Origin of the sequence: Kitasatospora sp. NPDC048298, from assembly GCF_043201465.1 — a bacterium.
Classification (GTDB): domain Bacteria; phylum Actinomycetota; class Actinomycetes; order Streptomycetales; family Streptomycetaceae; genus Kitasatospora.
Window position 1 is genome coordinate 1 of the sequence record NZ_JBICYZ010000104.1, and the last position, 24,942, is coordinate 24,942.

The 24,942-nt window shown below is 72.4% G+C and carries 13 protein-coding genes, 3 pseudogenes and 5 CRISPR repeat arrays; of the genes and pseudogenes, 5 read left to right on the plus strand and 11 right to left on the minus strand.

The features are described from left to right. Both ACGF0D_RS41175 and ACGF0D_RS41180 read left to right on the plus strand, forming a co-directional pair. Positions 1–206 (plus strand): annotated as a pseudogene (locus ACGF0D_RS41175) (hypothetical protein); the annotation flags it as partial. 213 nt (positions 207–419) lie between these two features. Continuing rightward, entirely contained in the window at positions 420–563 is a 144-nt protein-coding gene (locus ACGF0D_RS41180; RefSeq protein ID WP_392925359.1) for a hypothetical protein, read from the plus strand. A gap of 591 nt (positions 564–1,154) precedes the next feature. On the opposite strand, the gene cas3 is transcribed toward ACGF0D_RS41180, so the two are convergent. From cas3 to ACGF0D_RS41225, 9 genes and pseudogenes are all read right to left on the minus strand, one after another. Continuing rightward, on the minus strand, positions 1,155–3,959 hold the full coding sequence (gene cas3 / locus ACGF0D_RS41185; RefSeq protein WP_392925361.1) for a CRISPR-associated helicase Cas3': 2,805 nt from the start codon (positions 3,957–3,959) through the stop codon (positions 1,155–1,157). Positions 3,960–4,010: 51 nt separating this feature from the next. Then, a complete protein-coding gene (cas6e, locus tag ACGF0D_RS41190) occupies positions 4,011–4,664 on the minus strand; it encodes a type I-E CRISPR-associated protein Cas6/Cse3/CasE (protein ID WP_392925363.1) in 654 nt (217 codons plus the stop codon). Between the two features lie 67 nt (positions 4,665–4,731). Continuing rightward, positions 4,732–5,499 carry a type I-E CRISPR-associated protein Cas5/CasD gene (gene cas5e, locus ACGF0D_RS41195; protein WP_392925365.1) on the minus strand — a complete coding sequence of 256 codons (768 nt, stop codon included), beginning with the start codon at positions 5,497–5,499 and terminating at the stop codon, positions 4,732–4,734. Then, a complete protein-coding gene (gene cas7e, locus ACGF0D_RS41200) occupies positions 5,496–6,641 on the minus strand; it encodes a type I-E CRISPR-associated protein Cas7/Cse4/CasC (protein ID WP_392925366.1) in 1,146 nt (381 codons plus the stop codon). The genes cas5e and cas7e overlap by 4 nt, the downstream gene beginning before the upstream one ends. Further along, positions 6,641–7,246 (minus strand): type I-E CRISPR-associated protein Cse2/CasB, encoded by a 606-nt coding sequence (gene casB / locus ACGF0D_RS41205; protein ID WP_392925368.1) that lies wholly within the window; start codon positions 7,244–7,246, stop codon positions 6,641–6,643. The genes cas7e and casB overlap by 1 nt, the downstream gene beginning before the upstream one ends. A gap of 352 nt (positions 7,247–7,598) precedes the next feature. Further along, the gene (gene casA / locus ACGF0D_RS41210; protein WP_392925370.1) at positions 7,599–9,089 is read right to left on the minus strand and encodes a type I-E CRISPR-associated protein Cse1/CasA; all 1,491 of its coding nucleotides are present in this window, start codon (positions 9,087–9,089) and stop codon (positions 7,599–7,601) included. Positions 9,090–10,410: 1,321 nt separating this feature from the next. Further along, a pseudogene (locus ACGF0D_RS41215) lies at positions 10,411–10,761 on the minus strand (Uma2 family endonuclease); the annotation flags it as partial. A 26-nt stretch (positions 10,762–10,787) separates the two neighbouring features. After that, a complete protein-coding gene (locus tag ACGF0D_RS41220; protein WP_392925372.1) occupies positions 10,788–11,909 on the minus strand; it encodes a transposase in 1,122 nt (373 codons plus the stop codon). Then, complete coding sequence (locus ACGF0D_RS41225) at positions 11,906–12,325, minus strand: transposase domain-containing protein (RefSeq protein WP_392925373.1); 420 nt, start codon at positions 12,323–12,325, stop codon at positions 11,906–11,908. The genes ACGF0D_RS41220 and ACGF0D_RS41225 overlap by 4 nt, the downstream gene beginning before the upstream one ends. A 515-nt stretch (positions 12,326–12,840) precedes the next feature. On the opposite strand from ACGF0D_RS41225, the gene ACGF0D_RS41230 reads away from it, so the two are divergent. Next, positions 12,841–13,125, plus strand: a complete 285-nt coding sequence (locus tag ACGF0D_RS41230) for a hypothetical protein (RefSeq protein WP_392925374.1) — start codon at positions 12,841–12,843, stop codon at positions 13,123–13,125. Positions 13,126–13,254: 129 nt separating this feature from the next. Then, complete coding sequence (locus ACGF0D_RS41235; protein WP_392925376.1) at positions 13,255–13,500, plus strand: hypothetical protein; 246 nt, start codon at positions 13,255–13,257, stop codon at positions 13,498–13,500. Between the two features lie 579 nt (positions 13,501–14,079). Then, positions 14,080–14,554: direct repeats of the CRISPR family, unit length 29 nt; unit sequence GTCCGCTCCGCCCGCGCGGAGGTGACCCG. 292 nt (positions 14,555–14,846) lie between these two features. On the opposite strand, the gene ACGF0D_RS41240 is transcribed toward ACGF0D_RS41235, so the two are convergent. After that, positions 14,847–15,047 carry a hypothetical protein gene (locus tag ACGF0D_RS41240; RefSeq protein ID WP_392925378.1) on the minus strand — a complete coding sequence of 67 codons (201 nt, stop codon included), beginning with the start codon at positions 15,045–15,047 and terminating at the stop codon, positions 14,847–14,849. Further along, positions 15,044–15,394 carry a hypothetical protein gene (locus ACGF0D_RS41245; protein ID WP_392925380.1) on the minus strand — a complete coding sequence of 117 codons (351 nt, stop codon included), beginning with the start codon at positions 15,392–15,394 and terminating at the stop codon, positions 15,044–15,046. Before ACGF0D_RS41245 ends, ACGF0D_RS41240 begins: the two co-directional genes overlap by 4 nt. A 935-nt stretch (positions 15,395–16,329) precedes the next feature. After that, a CRISPR array of direct repeats spans positions 16,330–17,030; the repeat unit is 29 nt; unit sequence GTCCGCTCCGCCCACGCGGAGGTGGCCCG. Positions 17,031–17,396: 366 nt separating this feature from the next. Then, a CRISPR array of direct repeats spans positions 17,397–19,385; the repeat unit is 29 nt; unit sequence GTCCGCTCCGCCCACGCGGAGGTGACCCG. A gap of 1,821 nt (positions 19,386–21,206) precedes the next feature. Next, positions 21,207–22,271: a CRISPR direct-repeat array (repeat unit 29 nt; unit sequence GTCCGCTCCGCCAGCGCGGAGGTGACCCG). 67 nt (positions 22,272–22,338) lie between these two features. Further along, positions 22,339–23,281: direct repeats of the CRISPR family, unit length 28 nt; unit sequence ATCGGCCCCGCGCTCGCGGGGGTGGCCC. Positions 23,282–24,650: 1,369 nt separating this feature from the next. Between ACGF0D_RS41245 and ACGF0D_RS41250 the strand changes: the two are divergent. Then, a pseudogene (locus ACGF0D_RS41250) lies at positions 24,651–24,942 on the plus strand (ISAzo13 family transposase); the annotation flags it as partial.

Genomic DNA, 24,942 nt, shown 5'->3' on the forward strand with positions numbered 1-24,942 from the left:
CGGTGGTCCCGGCGCTGGAGGCCGCGGTCACCGAGCTCGGTCCCGATCTCGGATTCCGCCTCTTCCTACGGGCGATGAAGGTGTACTTCATCCCCGTTGGCCCGGCGCGGCTGAGCCGGTTCGAGGAGATCGGCCGCAGGCTCGGCTACCACGAGTGGGTCGTCGAGGACGACAGTCTCAACATCTGGTCAGACCTGGAAGACTGACCGGGACATCGCTCCGGCCCCACCGCTCACGCGGTGGGGCCGGACTCGTTTGAGTCCGACGACGAGGCCGCGACGAGGGCCCTGTGCAACGGTGACGAACCGGACGGTCGCCCCGCCGAAGAGCATGCCCTGCGACGCGCGCCCGCACCGCAGCCGGCCTGGCTGGAGCCGCGGACGCCCCGGGCACGTGAACGGCGGGAAGCCCTGACAGCTTTGCGCGCCCGACTCACCGACCTGGCCTCAAGCGGCTACGACCTCGACGCCGAACATCTCGGCGCGGCCGTCGCCGAACTCACGCACCTCACCAAAACCGCCGGCACTCTGCCGGGCTACGAGGCACAGGCCGTACGCACCTAGACAAGACGCCTGGCCGAACTCGAGTACACGCCGGCCGAAGGACCAACGACGTCGAATACCACCGCCCCACCCACCCCGGCCCGGGACCTCCAGGATCGTCTGCACGCCCTTGCACGGACCGTACGGAGCCACCTCCAGCAGCAGGCCAGGAACCGGAGCACGACGACGTTCTCCCGGCTGCGCAATTCGGGAGTCGCCCTTCCCCGCCTCGACCACGCCGACCTGCTCGACCTTCTGGCACTCGTCGACAGGGACACCCCTCCCGACGAGCCGCTGCTCGCCGGGCTCCTCCCACGGCCGCCGGGCAGCCTCACCCACTCCTGCCCCGGGTCCTGGAGCGGGCAGGCCGCACGGCACCCGCGGACGGCGAAGACTTCAGCGTGCCGTGGGCTGTCGATGTCCTTCGCCTGTACCAGGTGTGGCGTCACAGGTCCGGCGGGTAGCACGGCACCATCGGCCGGTCGCATCGCTCGGGTGCGTTGGCGGGCCGGCCCGCTCTACGGGCTGGGACGGCGATCCGGTGCCAGAGTTCGGTCGCTGCTCAGCGTCAAAGGAGCGGTCAGCCGTGTTGCAGCCAGCAGGGAGCGTGCGCTACTCGCGGATGATGCCGTCCAGGGGGTCGAGGCGGATGGTCCGTCCGTCCGGGGCGCGCCAGCCGCCGCCCGCGGCGTCGTGGGGGATCAGGGCGATGTCGCGCAGTGCGGGGGTGTCCTGCCACGTGGAGGGCGGGAGCGTCTCCGGCCCGGCGCCGGTGAGCCAGGTTGAGCGGACCTGGACGGTGGAGAGGATGATCGTGCGGATGTCCTCCTTGGTTGGGCGGTTGGGCAGCTCGGTCGGGCCGTCGGCGGTGACGAAGGTCCAGCCGTTGCCGTGGTCGGTGGGCCATACCGGCAGGATGCGCTTCGATTCGCCGCCCAGGCGGGTGACGGCGAGGTCGGGGTCCAGGGCCGAGGTCAGCAGGTAGAGGTCCTTGACCCGGGCCGGTGGCGGGATCGTCGCCATGTCGGCGGCGGCGGCCTGGGCCTGTTCCCCGGCCAGGCGCTGAGCGTCGTCGCTGTCCATCCGGTCCGGGTTCCAGGCCGCGTCGTACACGTCCGCGATCAGGCCGGGCACCGCTCCCGGGATCGCGATCGGCCCGGCCAGGGTTCGCAGCGCGTCGCACGTGCGGCGGAGCAGGGAGGGGTCGTAGACGTCGCCCCAGTGGGGTGCGGGCCGGCCGCCCGGCGGGGAGAGGACGACGAGCCGCGGGATCGGTGCCCAGGTGGGCCGGGGGTGGTCGTGGCGGTGGCAGCGTCCGGCGCGCTGGAGGAGCAGGCTCATCGGGGCGAGGTCGGAGACGACCAGGTCGAAGTCCCAGTCGAGGGACTGCTCGACGACCTGGGTCGCCACGACCACGAGTGGCCTGTCCGGGCGGGTGCCCTTGGAGCCGACCATGCTCTCGATCAGGGCGGTGCGCTGGAGCCGTTGCCACATGGGGAGCCGGGCGTGCAGGAGCACGATCTGCGGGCCGTCCTCGCCCCACCGTTCGGCGAGCATCCTGCGGGTGGCCTGGGCGTCGGCGACGACGTTGCACACCACCAGCGCGCAGCCCGTGCCGGCCGCAGCTGGTTGGAGGTCGGTCAGGATGCGGTCGGCGCGGCCGCCGGGCACCTTCGGGTCGTGGGTGTGCCGGGTGGTGTGGTGGTCGACGGCGACGTCGCGTTCCCGGGTGGTGGGCAGCGGTCCGTACGCGGTGACCTTCCCGGTTGTCGCGGAGACGTGGACCCAGCCCGGGTAGGGGGAGGCGATCGGCTCCGTGTCCGGGTGGCCGGCGCCGGCCCGGTAGGCGCCGACGAGGTCGGTGGCGGTCCGGCCGGTCAGGGTCGCCGACAGCAGGACCACCGGGATGCCCAGGTGCCCGCACCACTCCAGCAACCGCTGCGTCAGCCGGTGCCCGTACGCGTCGTAGCTGTGCGCCTCGTCGATCACGAGGGTCTTGCCCGACAGGCCCAGCCACCGCAGGACGTTGAACCGCACCGGCAGCGCCGCGAGCGCCGCCTGGTCCCAGGTGCCGACCGCGACCCCGGCGAGCAGTCCCCGGTACGGGCCGCGCAGCCACTGCGCGGCCTCCGTCGACACACACCCGTCCGCCACGACCTCGTCCCGCTGCGGGTCGTAGTACTCGTTCAGCCACGCCATCGAGTGCAGCAGCGTCACCGGGGTCCCGACCTCGACGGCACAGGCGGTGAACCTCTTCACCCGGCGCCACATCGCGTCGGTCGTCGCCATCGTCGGCAGCAGCACCGCCAGGCCGCCGGCCCCGGCGGCCGCGCCGAGCACCCGGGCGGCGAAGAGGGCGGTCTCGGTCTTCCCGTCGCCGGTCGGCGCGGTGACGAGCACCAGCCCCGGGCCGTCGACCAGGTCCTTGAGCCGCTTGGCGACGTCGGCCTGCAGAGGGTAGGGGTCCTTGATGTCGGGGAACAGGTCGGCGAACGTCGTGACGGGCCGCCACACGGGCGCCGCGAGCTGGGCGTGCGCGAGCACCCACAGCGCCCGCTGCCGGACCCGCGCGACGTGCGCGGCGAGGTCGCCGTTCCACACGTCCAGGCGGCCCTGCACCTGCCGGGTGTTGGAGGCCAGCCAGTCCGCCAGCACCACCACCCCGGTCACCACCACCGCCCCGCCTGCGGACAGCAGCCGCTCCGGCGCCGCCGGCGACCCGCACACCCCGGACACCGCCCGCACGTGCGCCTCGCGCTGCTCGGCCCATCCGTCCGCACCCAGCCCGCGCAGCGCCTTCAGCGGATCGGCCATCACCGCGGGCGACAGCGCTTCACCGAACACGCCGTGATGGCCGCCGAGGATCTGCGCGAGCTGGTGCGCCGCGGACTTCCACGGCCGCTCGACCGGAGGCCAGCCCAGACCCGTGAGGATCTGCGGCAGCGTCCAGTGGCTGGCCAGCTGGTGAGGGATCCACTCCTCGTGCATCCAGCCCGCCGGCGCCGGGAACCGGGGATCGGCCAGCAGCCCGGCCGTCCCTTCGATGCGCCGCTGGAAGCAGCAGACGGCTTTCCCGGTGTCGTGCAGGCCCGCTGCCAGCATCACCAGCCGCCTCGCCCGAACGGGGTCCACGTCCCACCCTGCGGCGATCATCTTCCGCTGGGAGGACGTCAGGTAGGAATCCCACAACACGCCCGCGATCACCGCGGTGTCGGCCAGGTGACACACCAACGGGTACGGCCCCGACAGGCCGCGTCGCTTACCGGCAACTCGCGGATCGAACACCGAACTCCTCCCAATTCCTGGTTGTTGTGTAGGTGGAACGGACGCCGTCCAGGCCGGGCCGCCTCCGCACCGGGCGGAGCTGACACCGTTGGCTATGGCGAGATGGAGCGACGAGGCAGTCCACCTCCGCACGGGCGGAACGGGCCCTTTCTGGCCTGCGGCGGGTTGGCGGGTTGCGGTCTTTTACTCGTGGTGGGGGGCGATGCTGAGGAGGCCGGCGCCGTAGGCGAGGCCGCGGCCGATGCCGTCGGTGACGGCGGTGCGGAGCGCGTGGTGGTCGGTGATGGTGGCGATGCCTTCGAAGCGGACGAGGGTGTGGCGGATCGGCCCGGTGGCGCGGTGGCCGGTGGCGGGTTCCTGGGGGATGTCGAGGATGTCGTGGAGGTCGAGGCCGGCGGTGTGGGCTTTGCGTTCCCACCAGGCGATCGCGTCCTTGCCGTGGAGCGGGGCGGGCTTGCCGCGGTTGAGGCGGCCGTCGGTGCCGCGGGTGCCGTCGCGTACGGAGCGGGTGGGGGAGCCGTCGATGCGGTAGCGGACCTTGCGGCCGTCGGCGAGCCAGTCCAGCAGCGGTGTCAGGTCCCGCTGCTGGGCGCTCGCGTAGCGGTCGGGGAGGACGGCGGGGTCGGCGGCCAGGGTCGACTGGACGAGGACGGTGGTGGCCTGGGCGGTGCGTTCGATGCGGTACAGGACGCCGAGGCTGCGCCGGGCGGCTTCGCCGCTGGTGAGGGCGTCGGGGTACATGCCCATGATCCGCTGGTGCATGTGGCTGGTGTTGCGCAGGTCGGCGGCGGCGTCCCGGGAACGGGGCTCGAGGCGCAGGAGGGTGAGGTGGGTCACGGGATTCGCTCCGGGTGCGGTGGTGTCGTCTTCCCCCGCGGGGGCGGGGCCGGCGTCGGGGGCAGGGTCAGGTGCGGGTTCGGGTGTAGGTGGTGAGGGCGGTGATCCAGGCGGTGCCGGTGCCGGCGTGCTGGGCGTGGGTGAAGGTGTGGCGGGTCTCCCACAGGGGGCGGCTGGCGAAGCGGCGGCCGCCGGCGGCGGGGAGCCGGTCGCGGACCTGGGTGACGGGCGGGTGGCCGGTGCCGGGGTCGGTGTCGTGGACGAAGACGACCTCGACCGAGCCTTCCTCCGAGTCCGGGCCGGGGACGGGGTTGTCTCGCTCGCGGTGGAGCGGCAGGCGGTGCAGCTCCGCGACGGGGTTGTCGACGGCCGCGACGAGGACCGGGCTGGTGGGCGGGCAGGAACGGCGCCCCAGGTAGGGGTGCCACACCGGCCGGCGCAGCCCGTCGGCGACCCGGTCGGTGACGGCGGGCGGGCCGGTGACGGCGACGGTGAACGCCGCGTCCGCCAGGTACCAGCGCTCGGACTGGAGCGTGGCCTCCTTCAGCGGGCGGCGCCCGCCGGACGCGGTCATCACCGTCTTCTCGCGCGGGTAGCCGCCGCCGACGGTGTGGTAGTCCCGCATGAGCCGGCCCGGCCGGTCGACGCGCACCGTGAACCGCAGACCGGCCAGCTCTCCGAGGTCGGAACCGCGCGGCAGGCCGAGCACGCACGCGAACAGGCCGGTCAGAGCGGACCTGGTCGGGTACGGGTAGGTCAGGCGGGTGCCGAAGTGCGAGGGGCTGCCCCAGGATTGCATCGGCGCGGCCAGGTGCAGCAGCAGACCGCCGGTCACAGGTGCTCGCCGATCGCGCCGTCGAGGACGGCCAGGAGCTTGTCGAGGGAACCCGCGTTCTCACCCAGGTGCTCCACCCCGCCAACGCCCGGGCCGGTGTGGGCGCAGGCGAGGACGCCGGCCTCGCCCAGGAAGCCGTTCACGGCGGCGGCGTGCGCGTCCAGGCGCCGGACCGACGGCTCGACGAACCCGCTCCCGCGTTCCGCGGCGACCGGCTGCTCGAACGCGCCGCCCAGGTTCACCGGCTGGTCCCCGCGCAGCACCGCGTGCACCAGCGACGGCGGCGTGAACGGCGCCGTCGAACCCTGCCGCGCGGACGGCACGACGACGGCGAACGCCCGCGCGAACTCCACCGCCAGACGCCGCGCCCCCTCCATGTCGTCACCCAGGTTCCCCGCCAGCTCCGGCAGGTTCACCGAGCTGTACCGGTAGTACGTCCCGGACGTGTGGAACGCCGTGCCCAGGTGCGCCGACCCCGACTCGTCCTCCTGCCCGCGGGTGATGTCGTCGACCGCGGTGAAGTAGTCCGGCTGGATGGCGAGCGCGTGGGTGGTCAGCTGGTGCGCGACCTGCACCGCGCCGGCCACCGCCGACCCCGGCTCGTTCGCCAGCATCCGCCCGAACGCCGCGATGCTAGACGTCCGCCCCCGCAGGATCCCCAGCGCCCGCTCCCCCGCGGCCTTCACCAGCTTCGCCTGCGCCGCCTCCTCCTGCTTCTTGTCGACGCCCGCCTCGATCAGCTCCCGCTGCTCGACGGCGACCGCGGCGAGCTCCGCGATCCCCGCCTTCGGCAGCAGCAGCATGCTGTTCGTGTCGTTGTCCCCGTCCACGGCCACGCCCTTCACCCCCGCGGCCAGGACCACCATCCGCCCGGCCCGCTGCGCGAGCTCCTCCTCCCAACCGCCGGCACGCACCAACTCGGCGGCGATGCTCTCCGGCAGCCGCTTGGTGCGCACCGCCCACTCCCCCAGCCGGTCCTCCACCTCCACCCGCACGTGCCGCTTCCCGGACTGGGAGGAGATCCGGCCGCGCTGCTCACCGCCGTAGAAGGCGGTCTTGGGGATGTTGAGGTCGTCGCGGTTGAGGCAGGACAGCGGGTAGGAGTGGATGACGTGCAGGTCGAGGTACAGGCGGCGCTTCATCAGGAGGTCTCCTTGGCGGTCTTGGTGGTGGGGTCGTACTGGTAGTAGGCGCGGGCCCAGGTGCGGGCGGTGTCGGTCGGGTGGTCGCTCCAGCGGGTCAGGTCGCGCAGCAGCAGCGGCCACACGACGGGGACATCGCCGGCGCGCAGGCGGGCGACGAGGGGCGGCAGGTCGCGGGTGAGGGCGTCGGCGTCCTGGCGGGACATCAGCAGCAACCGGGCCTGGACGGTCTCAGCGCTCAACACGTTGGTGCGGACGGCGCGGGCGAGGGACCAGCCGAGGTTGCGCCAGCGGTCCCTCTCCACCGGGGCGGTCAGGCCGGCAGGCGGCTTCGGCTTCCTGTCGAGGCGCGGATTGGGGGCCTGGTCGGCGTACATGCCGGCGGTCAGGACGTAGGCGCGTTCGGTGTCGCGGTTCGTCCAGCGCGGGATCCGCGGCAGGAGGTACTCGTAGGCGCGGAACGGCTTTCCGGGGTCGACCAGCGCGGAGCGGACCGCGGCGCGGCCGCCGGGGGTGGAGCACTGCTGGTGGACGTGCAGCATGAAGGCCCGCTGGTACTCGAGCGGGTCCTTCTCTGCGGAGGGCGGGGGCGATTCGACGGACATGGGCTCCTCGATGAGGGGTGAAGGGAGGTCGGGTCCCCCGCGGATGGCGGGGGACGGGGTTGGGGATTCGCTCCTTTTCTGCTGGCCGTGCGGCGGTGTGGGTGAGGACGGGGTGGACGGAGGGCGGGGTGGTGCTGCCAGGACCGAGAGACGGGGGCCGAGGCTGCGGCCCGAAGGCCGGCCCGAGCCCGCCGGACCCGGACTGTCGTTCTGCGGGCCGGACTCACGGCCCGTACGGGACGGAGGGTCACCCGGAGGGGTGGTCACCTCGGCCCGGCCGCGCCGGCGCCGTCGGCGGCCCGGACACGAAAGGCGCAGGGTCACCACGCCGCCCGGCCTGGGCCGGCGGCGCCTACTTCTTGCGCGGGCCTCGGGGCGGCCTGAGCATCGCGGCGCGGGCTTCCTCCACCGCCTGCATCCCGCGGGGCGTGAGCGCGGCCGCCTCAGTCACGGCGTCGAACACCTGGGTGGCGACCTTCTGGAACCCGGGCTGCGGTCGCTCCCCTGCGCCGTCCGGGACGACGGCCTTCCAGAACTCGGTCTCGGCCTGCGACCAGTACACCGGCAGCGCCGAATCGACCCACGGGCACACCTTGTTGTCACTGGTGAACCCCTGCCACGCCGCCCGCAGCGCCTTCACGAGCCCGGACGCGGTGCCCTCGGCCCGCGCACGGGCGACCGAGACCGCTGCCGCGCCGTCCTCGTCCAGCTCCTCCAGGAAGCCCAGCACCGGTGGCGTCACCGCCGTGAACCACGCGGTCTCCGGATCCCGCCGCTCCTGGTGCAGCCCGTACGCCCGCAGCCGCAGGCCCGCCGCCGTCGCCCGGGGCAGGCTCGCGATCGACGCCAGGACGGCCGGCCGGTACCGCGGGGTCTTCCCCGGCACGGTCTTCAGCAGCAGCGCGTCCAGGTCCCGCCACGCCACCCGCGCGGAGTTCGCCCGCACCGGGCCGCCTTCGTCCCGCCTGATCACGTACGGGTCGTCGGCCTCCGGCAGCTCGTTCTCCCACGCCCACGTCACCCAGGTGTCCGTCACGTGACCGCCGTCCGCTTCGGGCTTCAGCAGCACCGCGTGGGCGGCGCGCGCCGTCAGCAGCGACACCGGCCCGGCCGGCGCCGCGGGCAGCCGCGGGTCCGGCAACTGTCCGGCCTCCCAGGGGGCTTCGTCCCGGCCGGGGTTCGTCGGCCAGGTCTCGGGCGACGGCACCCCCAGCACCAGCGTCTCCGCGAGACTGCGGCCCGCCGGGAACCACGACACCAGCGCCCGGACCGGCCCCGCCACCGTGTAGTGGCTGTTCCGGCCATCCGAACGCCGCCGGTTCGCCGCCGTCCCCGACGGACCCGCGAACAACCACGTCAACAACCCGAACGCCGCCGTCACCGTGGGAACCGGCCCGCCGAGCCCGCCCTTCTCCAGCGGCCACCACACGTGGTTGTTCCCCGACGGACTCGTCATCAGCAGCCGCCCGGTCCCACTGCTGCCCGTGCACTCCCCCGCCAGCCGCGGCTCCTGCAGCCACGGCCGCTGCGCGTCGAACAGATCGAACCGCCCCGCGAACCCTGCGAAGTACTCAGCGACCCGGTTCGGATCCAGACGGCCGGCCTCCAGCACGTCCCACCGGGTGTCGTCCCAGTCCTCCGCCTCGTCCAGACCCGTCACCCGCGCCGTGATCGCGATCAGGACCCGCAGCAGCGCGGACTCCGACGCCGGATCCGGGCAGTCGACGTGCTCCAGCAGATGCGCGAACGCCAACACCTCCCCCAGCCCCAACACCACCGACTCCCCCGGCCCACCCCGCACCGGCAGCTCGGCGACCTGTTCAGGAGCCAGATCGGCACGCACACGGGCCGTGATCCACGGCCTCACCACCACATCGAACGACGGTCGCGTCACAGAGCGGTCCCCACTACTCGGGCACGGATAGTAGCCACTCGGTGACGCTAGACCCAGGCACTGACAACCGGGACCTGAACCCCCATCAGGACCCCAGACCGGCACCCCCGGTACTAGGATCAGCACCCGCTCCTTGACACCACAACAACCACAACCAACCCGACCCCCACCACGGCCAAGAACAGCAAAGACACTGCTGCGCCGCAGGTTGGGAAGGGTGCGCTCCGCTCACGCGGAGGTGACCCGCGGTGGGCTGACTGGTACGCGGACCTGGCGGTGTCCGCTCCGCCTGCGTGGAGGTGGCCCGACAAGAGCCCCAGGGGTACGCAGCGCCACGTCGTACGCTCCGCCCGTGCGGAGATGCCCCGCTGGAGGACGCCCAGGACGCCGCCGACCACAAGTGCGCTCCGCCCGCGCGGGGGTGGCCCCGGCGTCTGGACCCACAGCACGCCGCGACGGAGGTCGGCCCCTCCTGCGCGGGGGGTGGCACGGGCAGCGCCGTTGTCATCGCGGCTGGCGTCGCATCAGCCCTGTGTGCGCAGGGGCGGCCCAACCCGCCTCATGCGGATCTTTCGCAGGCCCGGATCAGCCCCAACCACATGGAGGCAACCCGGCAACCGACATCGGGGACTGTGCGACTTCGGGTCCGCTTCGCCCGCGCGGAGGTGACCTACGACCGTAGCTCGTCGCCGAGGCACGCGGTCAGCCCGCTCTGTCGCTCGAGGAGGCGGCTGCGCGTCCGGAGCCGCCGAACTCGAACGCTTGTCCTGCCTACTAGGTTAGTAGGCAGATGGGGATGGAAGTCCTTCATCCACGACCGCTCTGGTAGGGCGACTTGACGCGACTGTTCCTACTGGGGACGGGCCCGACCCGGCTGGCGCTTTTTCTGTGCAGGTGGTGCCCAGTCGTTGGGTCACCATCAGATCTGATGCTGCCTTTCCCCCTGTCCCTGTGGTCAACCATCGACCCGGGGTCTACCCCAGGCCGATGGTTGACGGCTCCAAGGAGGCCGACCCGCATTGGCGGGGCGGACTCGATATCTGTCGATCGCTCCCGAGGTGCAGGGCCGGATCACCTCCGCGCGGGCGGAGCAGTCCAACTTCGAAATGTTGACCCAAAGGAACAAACGGGACACCTCCGCGCGGGCGGAGCGGACCGATGCTATAGACCCGAAGTGGCCCCGGCCAGCAATGGACCTCTGATGGTGACTACATGACCTGGAGCTGGAAGTGCCTCTCCCATCGCGCCAAGTACGAGGGCGTCCGGGCGATCAGAATGCCGCGGTGTCCAAGGACAGGCCGAAAGGTTCAGGCAGCCGAATCGATGTCCCAAATGGATGAGGACCGTCGACAACGGCATAGCCGAGATCATGAGGCTCGGAGAAGAGTGTGCAAGTGCGGTTCTGCCGGTCGGCAAGTAGGTAGAGCGGGGCACCGTACTGGGCGTAGCGCTTGCGTTTCGTGACACGGTTGGTGTCGCCGTTGGAGTCGGAGGTGACCTCGACGATCAGGAGGGTCTGGTCGGGAGTGAGCGCGCCGGCGCCGGCGGCGAGTTCTTCGGGTATGACGGCAAGGTCCGGCATGTACCAGTTGGGGGAGCCCGGCAAGTCGAGATTGCCAGAGCTGAAGTTCCACCAAGGCCGGGTAGTTAAGGATTTCGGCCGGGGTGCAAGGCGGGGGCCGCTGGTGTGGCGGCTGCCGTGTAGCGGCCCCTGCGGACCTTCTTGATCAGCCCTTTCTCAGCCCAGCGGGTAAGCTGCCGGTAGGTGGTGACGAGGGTGACGTCGCCGAGGAGTTCGGCGATCTCTCTGGCCTGCCAGCGCCGCTCAGGTTCTTGCTGCAGCATGGTGAGGACTCGCGCCATGCGGTTGCTGGTCTTGCCGGGGCCGACGTACTGGGGGACGGTGGTCGCCGGCAGTTCGGGGTGGGGTGGCGGGGGCGGCAGGAGGGTGATCGTCACGGAGGCCACCGGCTGGCTGGTGTCGGGGCGGCCGTCCAGTTTCCGTTCCGCATACCGGGAGATGGGCGACTTGACCTTGCGGGTGCTGACGCGCGGCCGACGTGCCGGCAGCAGCGCCGACAAGACGCGGCGGCCGATCGCCCCCATGCCCTGCTCGAGGACTCCCTCCGCGCGGATCAGCAGGTCACGGGCGGTCTGGTAGGCGATGGTGAAGCCGCAGCGGTCGGGATCGGTGCCCGGCCGGGACTCCGCCGCCTCGACCATGGCCCGGCGCAGAAGCTGGTAGAGGACCAGCAGGGCCCACATCTCCTGCTCGACGCCGACCGGGTCGCCCGAGCGCAAGACGCGTCCGTCGAGAACGGTGTGACGCAGTGCGTAGTAGGCGCTCTCGTGTTCCCAGCGCTCGTGGTAGAGGCGCACGAGACGGTCGGCGGGGTAGCGGTGAGCGTCCAGCAGGGTGGTCACCAGCCGATAGGAGCCGGCAAAGTCGGTGCCGTCCGAGCAGGAGATGCTGATCTGGGCCTCAATGACGCGCACCGGGACGCCGCCGATGGCCGACAGATACGAGGAGTCAGGGAGGGCCTTTCCGATCGGCGGGCGGCGGCGCTGATTGATGCGGCCCACGATCCGGGCGCCGGTGGCGTGGACAGCGGCGAGGAAGTCGTTGCCGTCGAACCCGCGATCCCACAGCACCAGCATGCTGGGGCCCAGATGGTGAAGCAGCCGGGTGGCGTAGGCAGTCTCGCCCACCCCGGTGGGGCCGAACACCGCGCCGATCACCGAGCGGGTTCCGGTCTCGACCAGCGTCAACAACTCGATCTGGGGATAGCCGCGGTCGGGCAGCCCCCGAGCCAGGCCCGGTTGCGCTCGCTGTCGGGTGTCTTGATGGAACTGCAGCCGTCGAAGGAGACCGTGCGATAGGGGCCGAACCGCGCTCCGGGGGTGCGAGGTTGGGCCAGCGCTCCGGCCACCACCTCGAACAGGCCCTTCATCGGGGCGCAGCCGATCCGGCGTCGAAGATCGCGCAGACCCTTGGCGGTCGGTGTCGGGTGCAGGCCGTCGAGGGCGGCGGTCATCTTGGCCCACACCAGTTCGTATCCGACCTCCGGGAACAGGCACATCGCGAGGAGGAAGTACACCCCGACCCGCGAGGGCAGGTCCCGCAGCCTCCGCTGGACCGCACGGGTCTCCTCCAGGACGGCGTCCACCAGCTCGAAGGGCAGCAAAGGGGTCAGGCCCCCGAGGTGCCCGGCAGCGAAACGCCCTGCGGCCAGGGTGATTTCCCGCGTGAGGGTGGTCAGGGCAGGCGGCGAGGCAGAATGGACAGACAACGCGGCTCCACGGGCAGGGCGTCTTGGTCGACACCTGCTCCAACGGGGCCGCGTTGCTTGCGTTCCGCGCACTGCGGTGTACCTCGACCCTTGCCTTGCACCCCGGCCGAAATCCTTAACTACCCGGCCTTGGTGGAACTTCACCAACGTGGGCAATCGGAGGTCGGGTGTTCGCCTCTCCCCCGCGAAGGTGACCTGCACCGAACCCGGCCAGCCGCTCGCGACTTCGTTTTCGCTGGTCACGGACTATGGGAAGTGGCCATGGAGAGTGCGAAAACGAGATTTCGCGCACCTGCTACGAACCGAGGCCGCGAAGCGCTACGGTGGCTGAGCGTGGGTGTTTTGTCGTGCTGGCGTGGATGACAGCAACCCAACCAAATGCCACCTTCCGACGCCCGGGAGAAGTTGAAATGAGCGACCAGCCGTGGACCATCGAACGAATCAGTGAGGCGCTGAGCTCTCCTGACCTGACCACTCGGTTCCTCGGCGAGATCAACAGGGCCCCGGCGGCTGACCTGCTCTCGACGTTCGCGAAGTGGCAGGCGATCGCCGAGTCCATCAGTGCTGGCGTCGAACGCGCACGCGAAATTGTCGCAGCTCAGCTTGCCGGAGAGACTGTTCCTGGCGAGTGGGAAGACGTAACTGACCAGGTCAGGTCCAAGGCCACAGAGCTTCGCTCACGCAGCGCTGCGTGACTCACTGCTTTTCACATGTCAACGCTGAGTGTTCACTAGGCTGGCTGCGTTCACCCGACGACCGGGCCGCTCATGTGACCCGAAGGAGCCCGGCGCGGGCACCGTTAGCGTAGGACAGGATCACAGCCCATGGTCTACCGTCTTCATCAGGACCGCACCGTGCGCACTGTGCGCGATGGCCTCCCCGATGCTGCCGCTGACGAACTGACACTGGCCTTGGACCGTGTGCTCGCCAATCCGAAAGCAACTACAGACCCGTACGGTGTTGATGACGGCGTCACCCGGATGTTGATCCTGTCGAAGTCGATGGCCGTTCTGCTGGTCAATGACGAGACTCTCGTGATCACGCTCGTGCATATCACTTGCCTGCTCTGAACGCTCTTCTCCGCCCTTTTACTTCCTGCGCTACCAGCAATGTTTGCTTGCTCCGCCCTACGCGGAGGTGCCCCGTGGCACTGGAGAGTGCGCTATCGCACTCATGGTCCGCTCCGCCATCGCGGAGGTGGCCCGAACCAGGGCAAGGCCCGCGAGGGCGGGTGGGCGGGCGCTCCGCCAGCACGGAGGTGACCCGTCCTTAGCCGCGCTTGCGGACAGCCCTTCGAAGTCCGCTCCGCCCGCGCGGAGGTGACCCAAGCTGGTCCAGCTCACCGACGTCCGTGACCCGGTCCGCTCCGTCGGCGCGGAAGTGACCCGGTGATCAGCCCGACGATCACGTTGCGGATGCCGTGCGCTCTGTCCGTGCGGAGGTGACCCGGAAGCCGCCAGCTCGCGCCCCCTCCCGCCCGGTCCGCTCCGCCTGGTGCGGAGGCTTCGGGGACCGCGAGAACCAGGAGCCACTGTCCGCAGCACATGCCACGATGAGAACGCTCCTTGACACCACAACAGCACCACCGACCAGATCCCCCACCACGGTCAAGAAACAGCAAAGGCGCCGCTGCGCCGCAGGTCGGGAAGGTCCGCTCCGCCCGCGCGGAGGTGACCCGTCTCCGGTGTCGGAGAGGTCGTCCAGCAGCTTGTCCGCTCCGCCCGCGCGGAGGTGACCCGCAGGCGCCGCCGCCGCAGCGTCCCTTTCTCACGTCCGCTCCGCCCGCGCGGAGGTGACCTGGGGGAGGACGTCCACGTCAGCGGTCCGAAGCCGTCCGCTCCGCCCGCGCGGAGGTGACCCGCGCTCCAGGGGCCCGGCGACGAGGCGGGGGACGTCCGCTCCGCCCGCGCGGAGGTGACCCGGGGGAGGACGTCCACGTCAGCGGTTCGAAGCCGTCCGCTCCGCCCGCGCGGAGGTGACCCGAGGCAGAGAGATGAAGCACAACCCGCACGTCAGTCCGCTCCGCCCGCGCGGAGGTGACCCGCCGCCGTTGTCGTTGTTCCGGAACCCTCGGACGTCTGTCAACGGCCTTGTAGTCCGCCCCGCCCGCGCGGAGGTGGCCCGGTGATGGTGGCGATGCGGTGTGCTCCGCCTGCGCGGAGGTGACCCGGCGGGCAGGGTGTCGGCGGGTTCGGCGAGGAGGTCCGCTCCGCCTGCGCGGAGGTGAGCCGTTGCGTCGGGATCCGCCACCGGTGATCCACGTGTCCGCTCGGCCCGTGCGGGGGTGGCCCTCGCCCGCAGCACCATGCACCTCGCCGACGGCCGTCGGCCCCGCCTGCGCCGAGGTGGCCTTCCTGCCGATGGCCCTACAGGGACTGGACTCGGAGAATGTAGATGCGTTCGTCGCGGGGAACAGTCATGTACCAGAAAGGCCGTCTTCGACGTCGGCGGTTTTCATCTTCTCGCCGGCCCCCTGGTAAGTGGTGCCGTCCAGGTAGAGGGCGGCGGCGGCACGGACGATCTCGTCGGCCTTCCTCTCGACCTGGGCAACGAAGGCGAGCGGCGCGCCGGACACGACGCTGCCCTCGTTCGGGTTGTACTCCCAGGCCCAGGTCATCCGCGCACCGCTTCAGCGGCGGCGTTCACGATGGCCCCGGCGAGGGCGGCCTGTTGCTTGCGCTCTTCCAGGCTCTCCGCGTGGTTGGCGAGGTACTCGGCGCGGCGCAGCTCGGTGAGTGTGTCCGGGTGGCGTGCGATCTCGACGTCGACCGCCCACTTCGTGGTGAAGCGCAGCAAGGGCTTGAGGCTCTGGCGCTCCACTGCTTCGGTCATGGCCCGGGCCTGGTCCTCGGTCATCTCGGTCAGTCGGCTCGGCATGAGGGCGGCGACCGCCTCGTACAGGGCCAGGGGCGTTCGTGCGGGGCGTGGGATCAGCTCGGGGCCGTGGATCGGCTGGGCGCTCATCGGTACCTCCCTCTTAGGTGCCTAGGACACCGTACGGCAGCTGGTGGCGGGCCGGTGCGGGGTGGCCGCGGGCCGAGCTTCAGGAGCGGATGAGCGCTGATCTCGTCGGCGTCCTTGTCGGTGAGGGGACGGCCGAGGAGGCGTTGTTCGGAGATGGTGCGGGCCCAGTTGGGGGGCGGTTGGGGCCGCGCTGGGGGAGGCGACGGGCAGGTGCGGGCAGGCCGCGGTGGGGAGAGGGACCCCGATGGCCATGCGGCGGGCCCCTCAGGGCCTGCTTCCTGGCAGGGACCGCAGCACTTCCGGCGGCAGGTCCGCTCCGCCCACGTGGAGGTGACCCGGCGAGCAGCGGGTAGAGCTGGTCGACGGGCCTGTCCGCTCCGCCCACGCGGAGGTGGCCCGTCGGCCCAGCCCTCGTCAGCCGGAACGCGGATGTCCGCTCCGCCTGCGCGGAGGTGACCCGGCCGACTCCGTTTGGCAGGCCTCTGACCTGCGGTCCGCTCCGCCTGCGCGGAGGTGACCTGATCCGGGCGTTCGAGCATGGTCTGGACATCCAGTCCGCTCCGCCTGCGCGGAGGTGACCGGCCTGCGGGGGTGCTCGGGCCGGACCGGCACGTCGGCCCTGCCAGCGCGGAGGTGCCGGTAGAGGCCGTCCTCGCGGAGGTCCGCTTGGCGGTCTGGAGGTGCGGCAGCGGCCACAGCAACCCCGGACTACCTGTCGCCCCGCCCCTCCGCGGAGGCTTCGAGGAGGCCGAGCACCAAGACCTTCCCTCCAAGCACGCAGGCGTCCGGGCCGGGTAGCACAAGCTCGGGTCGGCTGTCCGAAGCGCGTGGCACGATGAACGCACGCTCCTTGACACCACAACAGCACGACCGACAAGCCCCTCCAACACGGTCAAGAAATGGAAAAGGCGCTGATACGTCGCAGGTCAGGGAATGTCCGCTCCGCCCACGCGGAGGTGGCCCGTTATCGCCGGGGCTGGCGTCGCTGTCCTCGGGGTCCGCTCCGCCCACGCGGAGGTGGCCCGATCACCATGTAGCAGGCGCCCGAGAAGAATTCGTCCGCTCCGCCCACGCGGAGGTGGCCCGAGGTTGGGGGCGATCGCGCCGCAGAGGGCGTCGTCCGCTCCGCCCACGCGGAGGTGGCCCGTTGTCGCGCTGGTCCGGGTTAGGGCAGTCGGGGTCCGCTCCGCCCGCACGGGGGTGGCCCAGGCTACGTACCGACCGTGGCCGAGTTGCTGGGCGTCGGCCCCGCCTGCGCGGAGGTGACCCGCCAGCCCGCCGACGAGGCTCCCGAACCCGCTCGTCCGCTCCGCCAGCGCGGACGTGACCCGGCTACTGCAGTACTGGCAGCGATCCCCGCGAGGTGCGCTCCGCCTGCGCGGAGGTGACCCGTCGTGGGGGATCGCAATGTTCGCGGGGTCGAAGTGCGCTCCGTCTGCGCGGAGGTGACCCGCATGTGTGCTCCGGGAAGGCGTGACGAGGAGAGTGCGCTCTGCCTGCGCGGAGGTGACCCGCCCGTGAGCTCCAGATCGGCCCCAGCGTTCCGGTCCGCTCCGCCTGCGCGGAGGTGGCCCGTGCCGAACGGGCCGCCGTAGCCGAAGTCGGCCGTGCGCTCCGCCTGCGCGGAAGTGACCGGCCGGCGGGGGTGCTCGGGCCGGACCGGCAGGTCGGCCCTGCCAGCGCGGAGGCGCCGGTAGAGGCCGTCCTCGCGGAGGTCCGCTTCGCCTGCGTGGAGGCGGTCTGGAGGTGCGGCAGCGGCCACAGCAACCCCGGACTACCTGCCGCCCCGCCCCTCCGCGGAGGCTTCGAGGAGGCCGAGCACCAAGACCTTCCCGTCCAGGCACGCAGGCGTCCGGGCCGGGTAGGACAAGCTCGGGTCGGTTGTCCGAAGCACGTGGCACGATGAACGCACGCTCCTTGACACCACAACAGCACGACCGACCAGCCCCTCCAAAACGGTCAAGAAATGGCAAAGGCGCTGCTACGTCGCAGGTCAGGAAGTGTCCGCTCCGCCCACGCGGAGGTGACCCGCGGACGCCTCGGAGGCCGGCCTGGACGTCAAGGTCCGCTCCGCCCACGCGGAGGTGACCCGGCGAGCTTCCAGGCCTCGCGCTGCTGTCCGGCGTCCGCTCCGCCCACGCGGAGGTGACCCGTGGTCGACCAGGCGCTCGGCGTTGCCAATGTCGTCCGCTCCGCCCACGCGGAGGTGACCCGGCCTCCGCCTGCTTCTTGTCAGTCTGCGAGTCGTCCGCTCCGCCCACGCGGAGGTGACCCGCCCGTCACGGTAATTCCGCTGCCACCGGGCGAGTCCGCTCCGCCCACGCGGAGGTGACCCGCCGCTGGCCCAGGGCCTGCTCACCGGCAAGTAGTCCGCTCCGCCCACGCGGAGGTGACCCGCCGTCGAGTCCGTTCGCTACACCGCTGACGTGGTCCGCTCCGCCCACGCGGAGGTGACCCGCCCATGCCGCGGCCGAGCGGACATTCGACCGCGTCCGCTCCGCCCACGCGGAGGTGACCCGGTACTGCACGCACTGCAAGCACGGAGGCCCCCGTCCGCTCCGCCCACGCGGAGGTGACCCGTTGGCGAGCTGCGCGCCGGTGACCTGCCCGCGGTCCGCTCCGCCCACGCGGAGGTGACCCGCGGGCCCGGGGTCGGCGCTTGGAGGCCGATGAGTCCGCTCCGCCCACGCGGAGGTGACCCGGCGTCCATGTTCGGCTGGATCGGGCGGCGGCCGTCCGCTCCGCCCACGCGGAGGTGACCCGACCGAGCCAGGCCAGCGCCGCACCGTGCTCGCGTCCGCTCCGCCCACGCGGAGGTGACCCGCTGTTCAGGTGCCCCCGGAGCAGCCTCCGGCGGTCCGCTCCGCCCACGCGGAGGTGACCCGAAGGCGGCCCCCCGCGGCCGTGACTACGTCGGGTCCGCTCCGCCCACGCGGAGGTGACCCGCGCGAGGTCCGCGAACTGCTCGGCATCGAGCGGTCCGCTCCGCCCACGCGGAGGTGACCCGCACGGAGCCGCACGCGAAGCGCGAGCAACCCCGTCCGCTCCGCCCACGCGGAGGTGACCCGGCCCGGCTCAACCGCCTTCGGGCGTTCCTGGCGTCCGCTCCGCCCACGCGGAGGTGACCCGCGCAAGAGCGCGCCGGCCGCGGCCGGCGCCAGGTCCGCTCCGCCCACGCGGAGGTGACCCGTCCGGGTGAGCATCGACGGCACCCAGGACGGCGTCCGCTCCGCCCACGCGGAGGTGACCCGCCGAGCACCTTGGCGCCGCGGGCGACGGGGGCGTCCGCTCCGCCCACGCGGAGGTGACCCGTCCTTGACCGCGGGCAGGGCAGTGTCGCGCGCGTCCGCTCCGCCCACGCGGAGGTGACCCGTCCATCCAGAACGGCGTCTTCATCTCGGCCGAGTCCGCTCCGCCCACGCGGAGGTGACCCGTCGTCGGACCAGCCGTCGATGTAGTCGGTGCCGTCCGCTCCGCCCACGCGGAGGTGACCCGGACGCCATGGGCACGTGGATCGGCCGGGCGGCGTCCGCTCCGCCCACGCGGAGGTGACCCGACGGTGCGGATGCCGGCGGTGCGGGCGGCGGTGTCCGCTCCGCCCGCGCGGAGGTGACCCGTCGCCGATGACCCGTTCGGAGTGTCCGTGCCCGTCCGCTCCGCCCACGCGGAGGTGACCCGTGCCGTTCATCGTCCAGCTCGACGACATGCCCGTCCGCTCCGCCCACGCGGGGGTGGCCCGCCGAACGTCCGCCGGGGCAAGATGCTTCGCGCGTCGTCGGGTCGGCCCCGCCCGCGCGGAGGTGACCCGCTGACTTGGCGCGGTGATGGTGACCTTATGGAGTCCGCTCCGCCAGCGCGGAGGTGACCCGGCCCAGATCGCCGCGGCCTCCGACATCGCGACGTCCGCTCCGCCAGCGTGGAGGTGACCCGCCGGTTCGCGACCAGATCAGCACCGGAACTCCGTCTGCTCCGCCAGTGTGGAGGTGACCCGCTGTTTGCCGACCTGGTGGCGCATGTCGAGCAGTCCGCTCCACCAGCGGGGGGGTCAGCAACGGCAGCAACAACGGGAGCAAGTCGGCCCCGCCTGTGCGGGGGTGGCCCGATGTGCACCGGCCTGCCGACGTTCCGGTGGGCGTCGGCCCCGCCTGCGCGGGGGTGGCCCACACCCCAGGTCTCGCACGCGGTGCCGGAACGCGTCGGCCCCGCCTGCGCGGAGGTGACCCCTCGATGTGGGTGTTGTCGAGGTTGCCGTCCGTGTCTGCTCCGCCCGTGCGGAGGTGGCCCGCAGGTGACGGTGGCGCGCGCTGGCCGCCGAGTCCGCTCCGCCCGTGCGGAGGTGACCTGGTGAGCTTCTTCTTCTCGATGACGGGCACTTCGTCCGCTCTGCCCACGCAGAGGTGACCCGAGGTCCGGATCGGACAGTACGGCGCGCTGTACGTCCGCTCCGCCAGCGCGAAGGCGACCCGCGGTTCGTTCTCGGCTACGAGGACCTCGTGCAGTGTGCTCCGCCAGCGCGGGGGTGGCACGCTCCCAACGCTGACGGAGCTCCAGGAGCAGTAGTCCGCTCCGCCTGCGCGGAGGTGACCCGGAAGGCGAGCCGGTGAGTCTGCGCAGCGTCGAGTCCGCTCCGCCCGCGCGGAGGTGACCCGCCAGACAGCACTAGGGATCGAACCCTTGGACGGTCCGCTCCACCCGCGCGGAGGTGACCCGCACTGGCCTTCGGGATCTAGAGCATCTGGTTGGTCGGCACCGCCCGCTCGGGGGTGACCCCGCAGAACCGCCCCCGAGAGCGTCCTCTCGGGGGTCGGCCCCGCCCGCGCGGGGGTGACCCCCACAACAACGCCGAAGAGTGGTCCACCCGAAAGTCGGCCCGTCCGCGCGGGGGTGACCCCCCCCCCACCTGGTCCGGCACGGACTACGTGAACGCGGTCGGCCCCGCCCGCGCGGAGGTGACCCGTACGTCGGGATGGTGTGCGGCATCCTCGGCCTGTCTGCTCCGCCCGCGCGGAGTTGGACCGGGGTGCCAGCCCCGTACCAGCCCGATAACCAGGTCCGCTCTGCCCGCGCGGAGGTCTCGCGCCCCAGGGTGATTGCGCGGCAATCACCGACGCCCGCTCTGCCGGCGCGGAGGTGACCCGGCACTGTGAGCGCCACCACTGCCGACGTACCCGTGCGCTCCGCCCGTGCGGTGACCCCACGGCCAGGCCGACCAGTGTGCAGTTCGGCCCATCGGCCCCGCGCTCGCGGAGGTGGCCCGACTCCCGGCCCTGGCCGCCCCAGCGACTCAGCTCGAGGTGGTGTCGGCCCCGCCTGCGCGGGGGTGGCCCTCTCCAGCGGTGCCGCCGGCGCAGTGTCGATGCGTCGGCCCCGCCTGCGCGGGGGTGGTCCCACCCCGGAGAAGCCCGGCAGGGCCCTCGACCCGTCGGCCCCGCCCGCGCGGAGGTGACCCGACCGAGCTGCCGCCAGGGTGCAGTGCGCTCCGCCCGTGCGGAGGTGACCCGGGCGTCCTCGGCATCGCGGCGAAGGCCGGCTCGTGCGCTCCGCCCGTGCGGAGGTGGCCCGGAAGCCCGCCAGCTCGCGGACCGGTTCGGCGTGTCCGCCCAGCCGGTGCAGAGGCTTCGGGGACCGCGAGAACCAGAACACCGACCTCCCCGACCGCACAGACCCCAGCCGGGAGGGCGGGTCCGCCACCACTGTCCGCAGCACGTGCCACGATGAGAACGCTCCTTGACACCACAACAGCACCACCGACCAGATCCCCCATCACGGTCAAGAAACAGCAAAGGCGCCGCTGCGCCGCAGGTCGAGAAGGGTCCGCTCCGCCAGCGCGGAGGTGACCCGGCCGGCCAGGCCATAGCGGACGGCATCGGCGAGTCCGCTCCGCCAGCGCGGAGGTGACCCGCGAGGAACGGACGCGGGAAGGGGGCGGCCGACGTCCGCTCCGCCAGCGCGGAGGTGACCCGGTCGTCCAGGGCCGCGGCGGCCCCCACCCAGAGTCCGCTCCGCCAGCGCGGAGGTGACCCGTACTCGGTGATGTAGATCGTCTTACCGTGCAGGTCCGCTCCGCCAGCGCGGAGGTGACCCGGGGTGGACCGGCCGCGCCTGCGGCTCCAGACCGTCCGCTCCGCCAGCGCGGAGGTGACCCGGCGGCGGGCAGGACGTGGAGCCTGCCTTCGAAGTCCGCTCCGCCAGCGCGGAGGTGACCCGGCGCCGAGGGCATCCACCACCACCTGATCGGGGTCCGCTCCGCCAGCGCGGAGGTGACCCGTCGTGACGGACCTGCCAGCGCAGGAGGAGCCGGTCCGCTCCGCCAGCGCGGAGGTGACCCGCTCCCCGGCCGGATCGTGGCGTTCCTGGCCGCGTCCGCTCCGCCAGCGCGGAGGTGACCCGCCCATGCCGCCCTTCAGCAGGGCGCCGATGCTGTCCGCTCCGCCAGCGCGGAGGTGACCCGAAGGGCGCAGCGGTGGTCAGGCGGTCGGGTCCGTGCGCTCCGCCTGCGCGGAGGTGACCCGCCACGACGGCAGCAGACGCTCCACGGCCGGCAGTGCGCTCCGCCTGCGCGGAGGTGACCCGAGGCCTCCGTGCGCCGGTGATTCCTCGGGGAGGTCCGCTCCGCCAGCGCGGAGGTGACCCGGCCATCGCCATAGCCTCCCCGATCTCCCGGGCGTGTGCTCCGCCGTGCGGAGGTGGCCCGTACTCAGGGCTGGGGACGGCGGCGCCTCCGAGGTGCGCTCCGCCCGTGCGGAGGTGACCCGGGCCGCCGCGTCACCCAGTTCAGCTTCGCGTAGTCCGCTCCGCCAGTGCGGAGGTGACCCGCCGCTGGTGGCTATCGGCAGGACTGCGGCGTCGTGCGCTCTGCCAGTGCGGAGGTGACCGGCGAGCTCTCGGGAATCGAACTGAATGAATTGGCGTACCCTGCAGCGGAAGTCTGCAGGTCAGGAAGTATCGGCCCCGCGCTCGCGGGGGTGGCCCCAGCATGGACAGGTCAAGGCTCTGACCTGCGGAATCGGCCCCGCGCTCGCGGGGGTGGCCCCGTCCACGCCGTTCTGTGCCAGGCACCAGGCGTATCGGCCCCGCGCTCGCGGGGGTGGCCCCCGGGCATGGGTCGACAGCGCGCTGGAGGCCGCATCGGCCCCGCGCTCGCGGGGGTGGCCCCCGGCCCGGCCTCCTGGAGGTCCGCGCGGTCGTATCGGCCCCGCGCTCGCGGGGGTGGCCCCGCCTCGGCGTTGGCCCGGGCGGCGGGGGCCCAATCGGCCCCGCGCTCGCGGGGGTGGCCCCCGGTCCGACGGACAGCGCATCCCCCTCCTCCCATCGGCCCCGCGCTCGCGGGGGTGGCCCCCAAGAGAAAGACAGCGACCCGAGACCCCCATCATCGGCCCCGCGCTCGCGGGGGTGGCCCCAGGGGAGCCGGCGCCGGATAGCCGCCGCGTTGATCGGCCCCGCGCTCGCGGGGGTGGCCCCCTGCCCTCCCTCATCACCTCCCTCGACATCGAATCGGCCCCGCGCTCGCGGGGGTGGCCCCGTGGTCCGCCACGTGATCACCGTCATGGTCACATCGGCCCCGCGCTCGCGGTGGTGGCCCCTCCGCCAGCGTCGCCACCACCGGCAACGAGGAATCGGCCCCGCGCTCGCGGGGGTGGCCCGTGCACGAACGCGCCGGCGTTGACCGTCGCCCCATCGGCCCCGCGCTCGCGGAGGTGACCCGCCGAACCGGGGGAACCCGATCGAGGCGCCGGCGTCCGCTCTGCCTGTGCTGAGGTGACCCGGGCGAAGCCGTGGCCCGGACCGCGATCGGACAGTCCGCTCCGCCCGTGCGGAGGCGGCCCGCCCCTGCGGGACGCGGGGGTGAACGATCTCCTGTCCGTTCCGTCAGCGCAGAGGTGACCCGGACGATCGATTTCGGACCGGCTTTGATGCTCTGTGTGCTCCGCCCGTGCGGAGGTAGCCCGCAGGCCTGGGGCGAGTCCACCGCCGAGGTCAAGTCCGCTCCGCCTGCGCGGGGGTGGCCCCTCCCTCGACTCGGTGTGGTTCGACGCGGCGGAGTCGGCCCCGCCTGGGCGGGGGTGGCCCCGGCAGGTAGCGGAGCTGCTCGCCCGTGTGGAGGTCGGCCCCGCCTGCGCGGGGGCGTCGACGTCAACGGATTGACGTCCGCTCCGCCAGCGCGGAGGTGCCCCGCTCACCGCCGCCGAGGCCCGACTCACCGAGCTGTCCGCTCCGCCCGCGCGGAGGCGCCCCGCAGGCCGGACTGGAACCGCGAAAACCGTCGCCCGTCCGCTCTGCCCATGCGGAGGTGGCCCGCGGAAGGCTGGTGGGCACGGGCCGACGGCTCGCGTCCGCTCCGCCGGCGCGGAGGTGACCCGACCGTGGCCCACCGGGTACCCATCACGAGGCAGTCCGCTCCGCCAGCCCGGAGGTGACCCGCAGGTCTCGGCATTGCCGCGGCTGGTGCCCTCGCCCGCTCCGCTGGTGCGGAGGCTTTGGGGACCGCGAGAACCAGGACACCGGCCTCCCCGACCGCACAGACCCCAGCCGGGAGCACGGATCCGCAACCACTGTCCGCTGCACGTGCCACGATGAGAACGCTCCTTGACACCGCAACAGCACCACCGACCAGACCCCCACCACGATCAAGAAACAGCAAAAGCGCCGCTGTGCCGCAGGTCAGGAAGGGTCCGCTCCGCCCGCGCGGGGGTGACCCGTAGGTCTCCATCCGTACATAGGCCGACGCCGCGTCCGCTCCGCCCGCGCGGGGGTGACCCGTCGATCTGGGAGATGTCGGCGCAGTCGTGGCGGTCCGCTCCGCCTGCGCGGAGGTGACCCGGTCATGGCCCAGGCCGACTGGACCGAGCAGCGATCCGCTCCGCCCGTGCGGAGGTGACCCAAGGTGGTCTGAGATGGTGGAGGAGAAACTCCTCGCCGAGGAGGCGTGCGCTCCGCCCGTGCGGAGGTGACCCGATCATCCACACGCGGACCGGCTCCTACTTCCCCAGTGTGCTCCGCCCATGCGGAGGTGACCTGGTCGGCGACGACTGGGTAGCCGGCGCCACCCGGTCCGCTCCGCCAGCGCGGAGGTGGCCCCTCGTAAGCCCCGGGCTTGCCTACCTGGACCAGATCGATTCCGCCAGCGCGGAGGTGACCCGCCCAGGGTGAGCAACCGTCCGGGTCGCCCCGCGTCGGGGCTTCCCCCAAGGCCGGGTAGTTAGGGCTTGCCGGAGAACAAGTCGTTGCTTCCGGCTTGGTAGCTCGTTGCTGTGGTATGGGGAGACCGGAGGGGATCGAGGCGGCCCTGGCCGCGAAGTTCGAGTCGTTGTTGCCGCACCTGGATGAGCGGCAGCGCCGTCTGACGATAGGAGCCGAAGCGCGGTCGCTGGGCCATGGCGGGATCAGGCTCGTGGCCCGTGCTGCCGGGGTTCGCGAGGGCACCGTCTCGCGCGGGGTGGTTGAACTGGAGGTGGGTGAGGCCCCGTTGGGGCGGGTTCGCCGGAACGGCGGAGGCCGCAAACGCGTGGTGGATCTCGACCCGGGGCTGCGGCCAGCCCTGCTCGGCC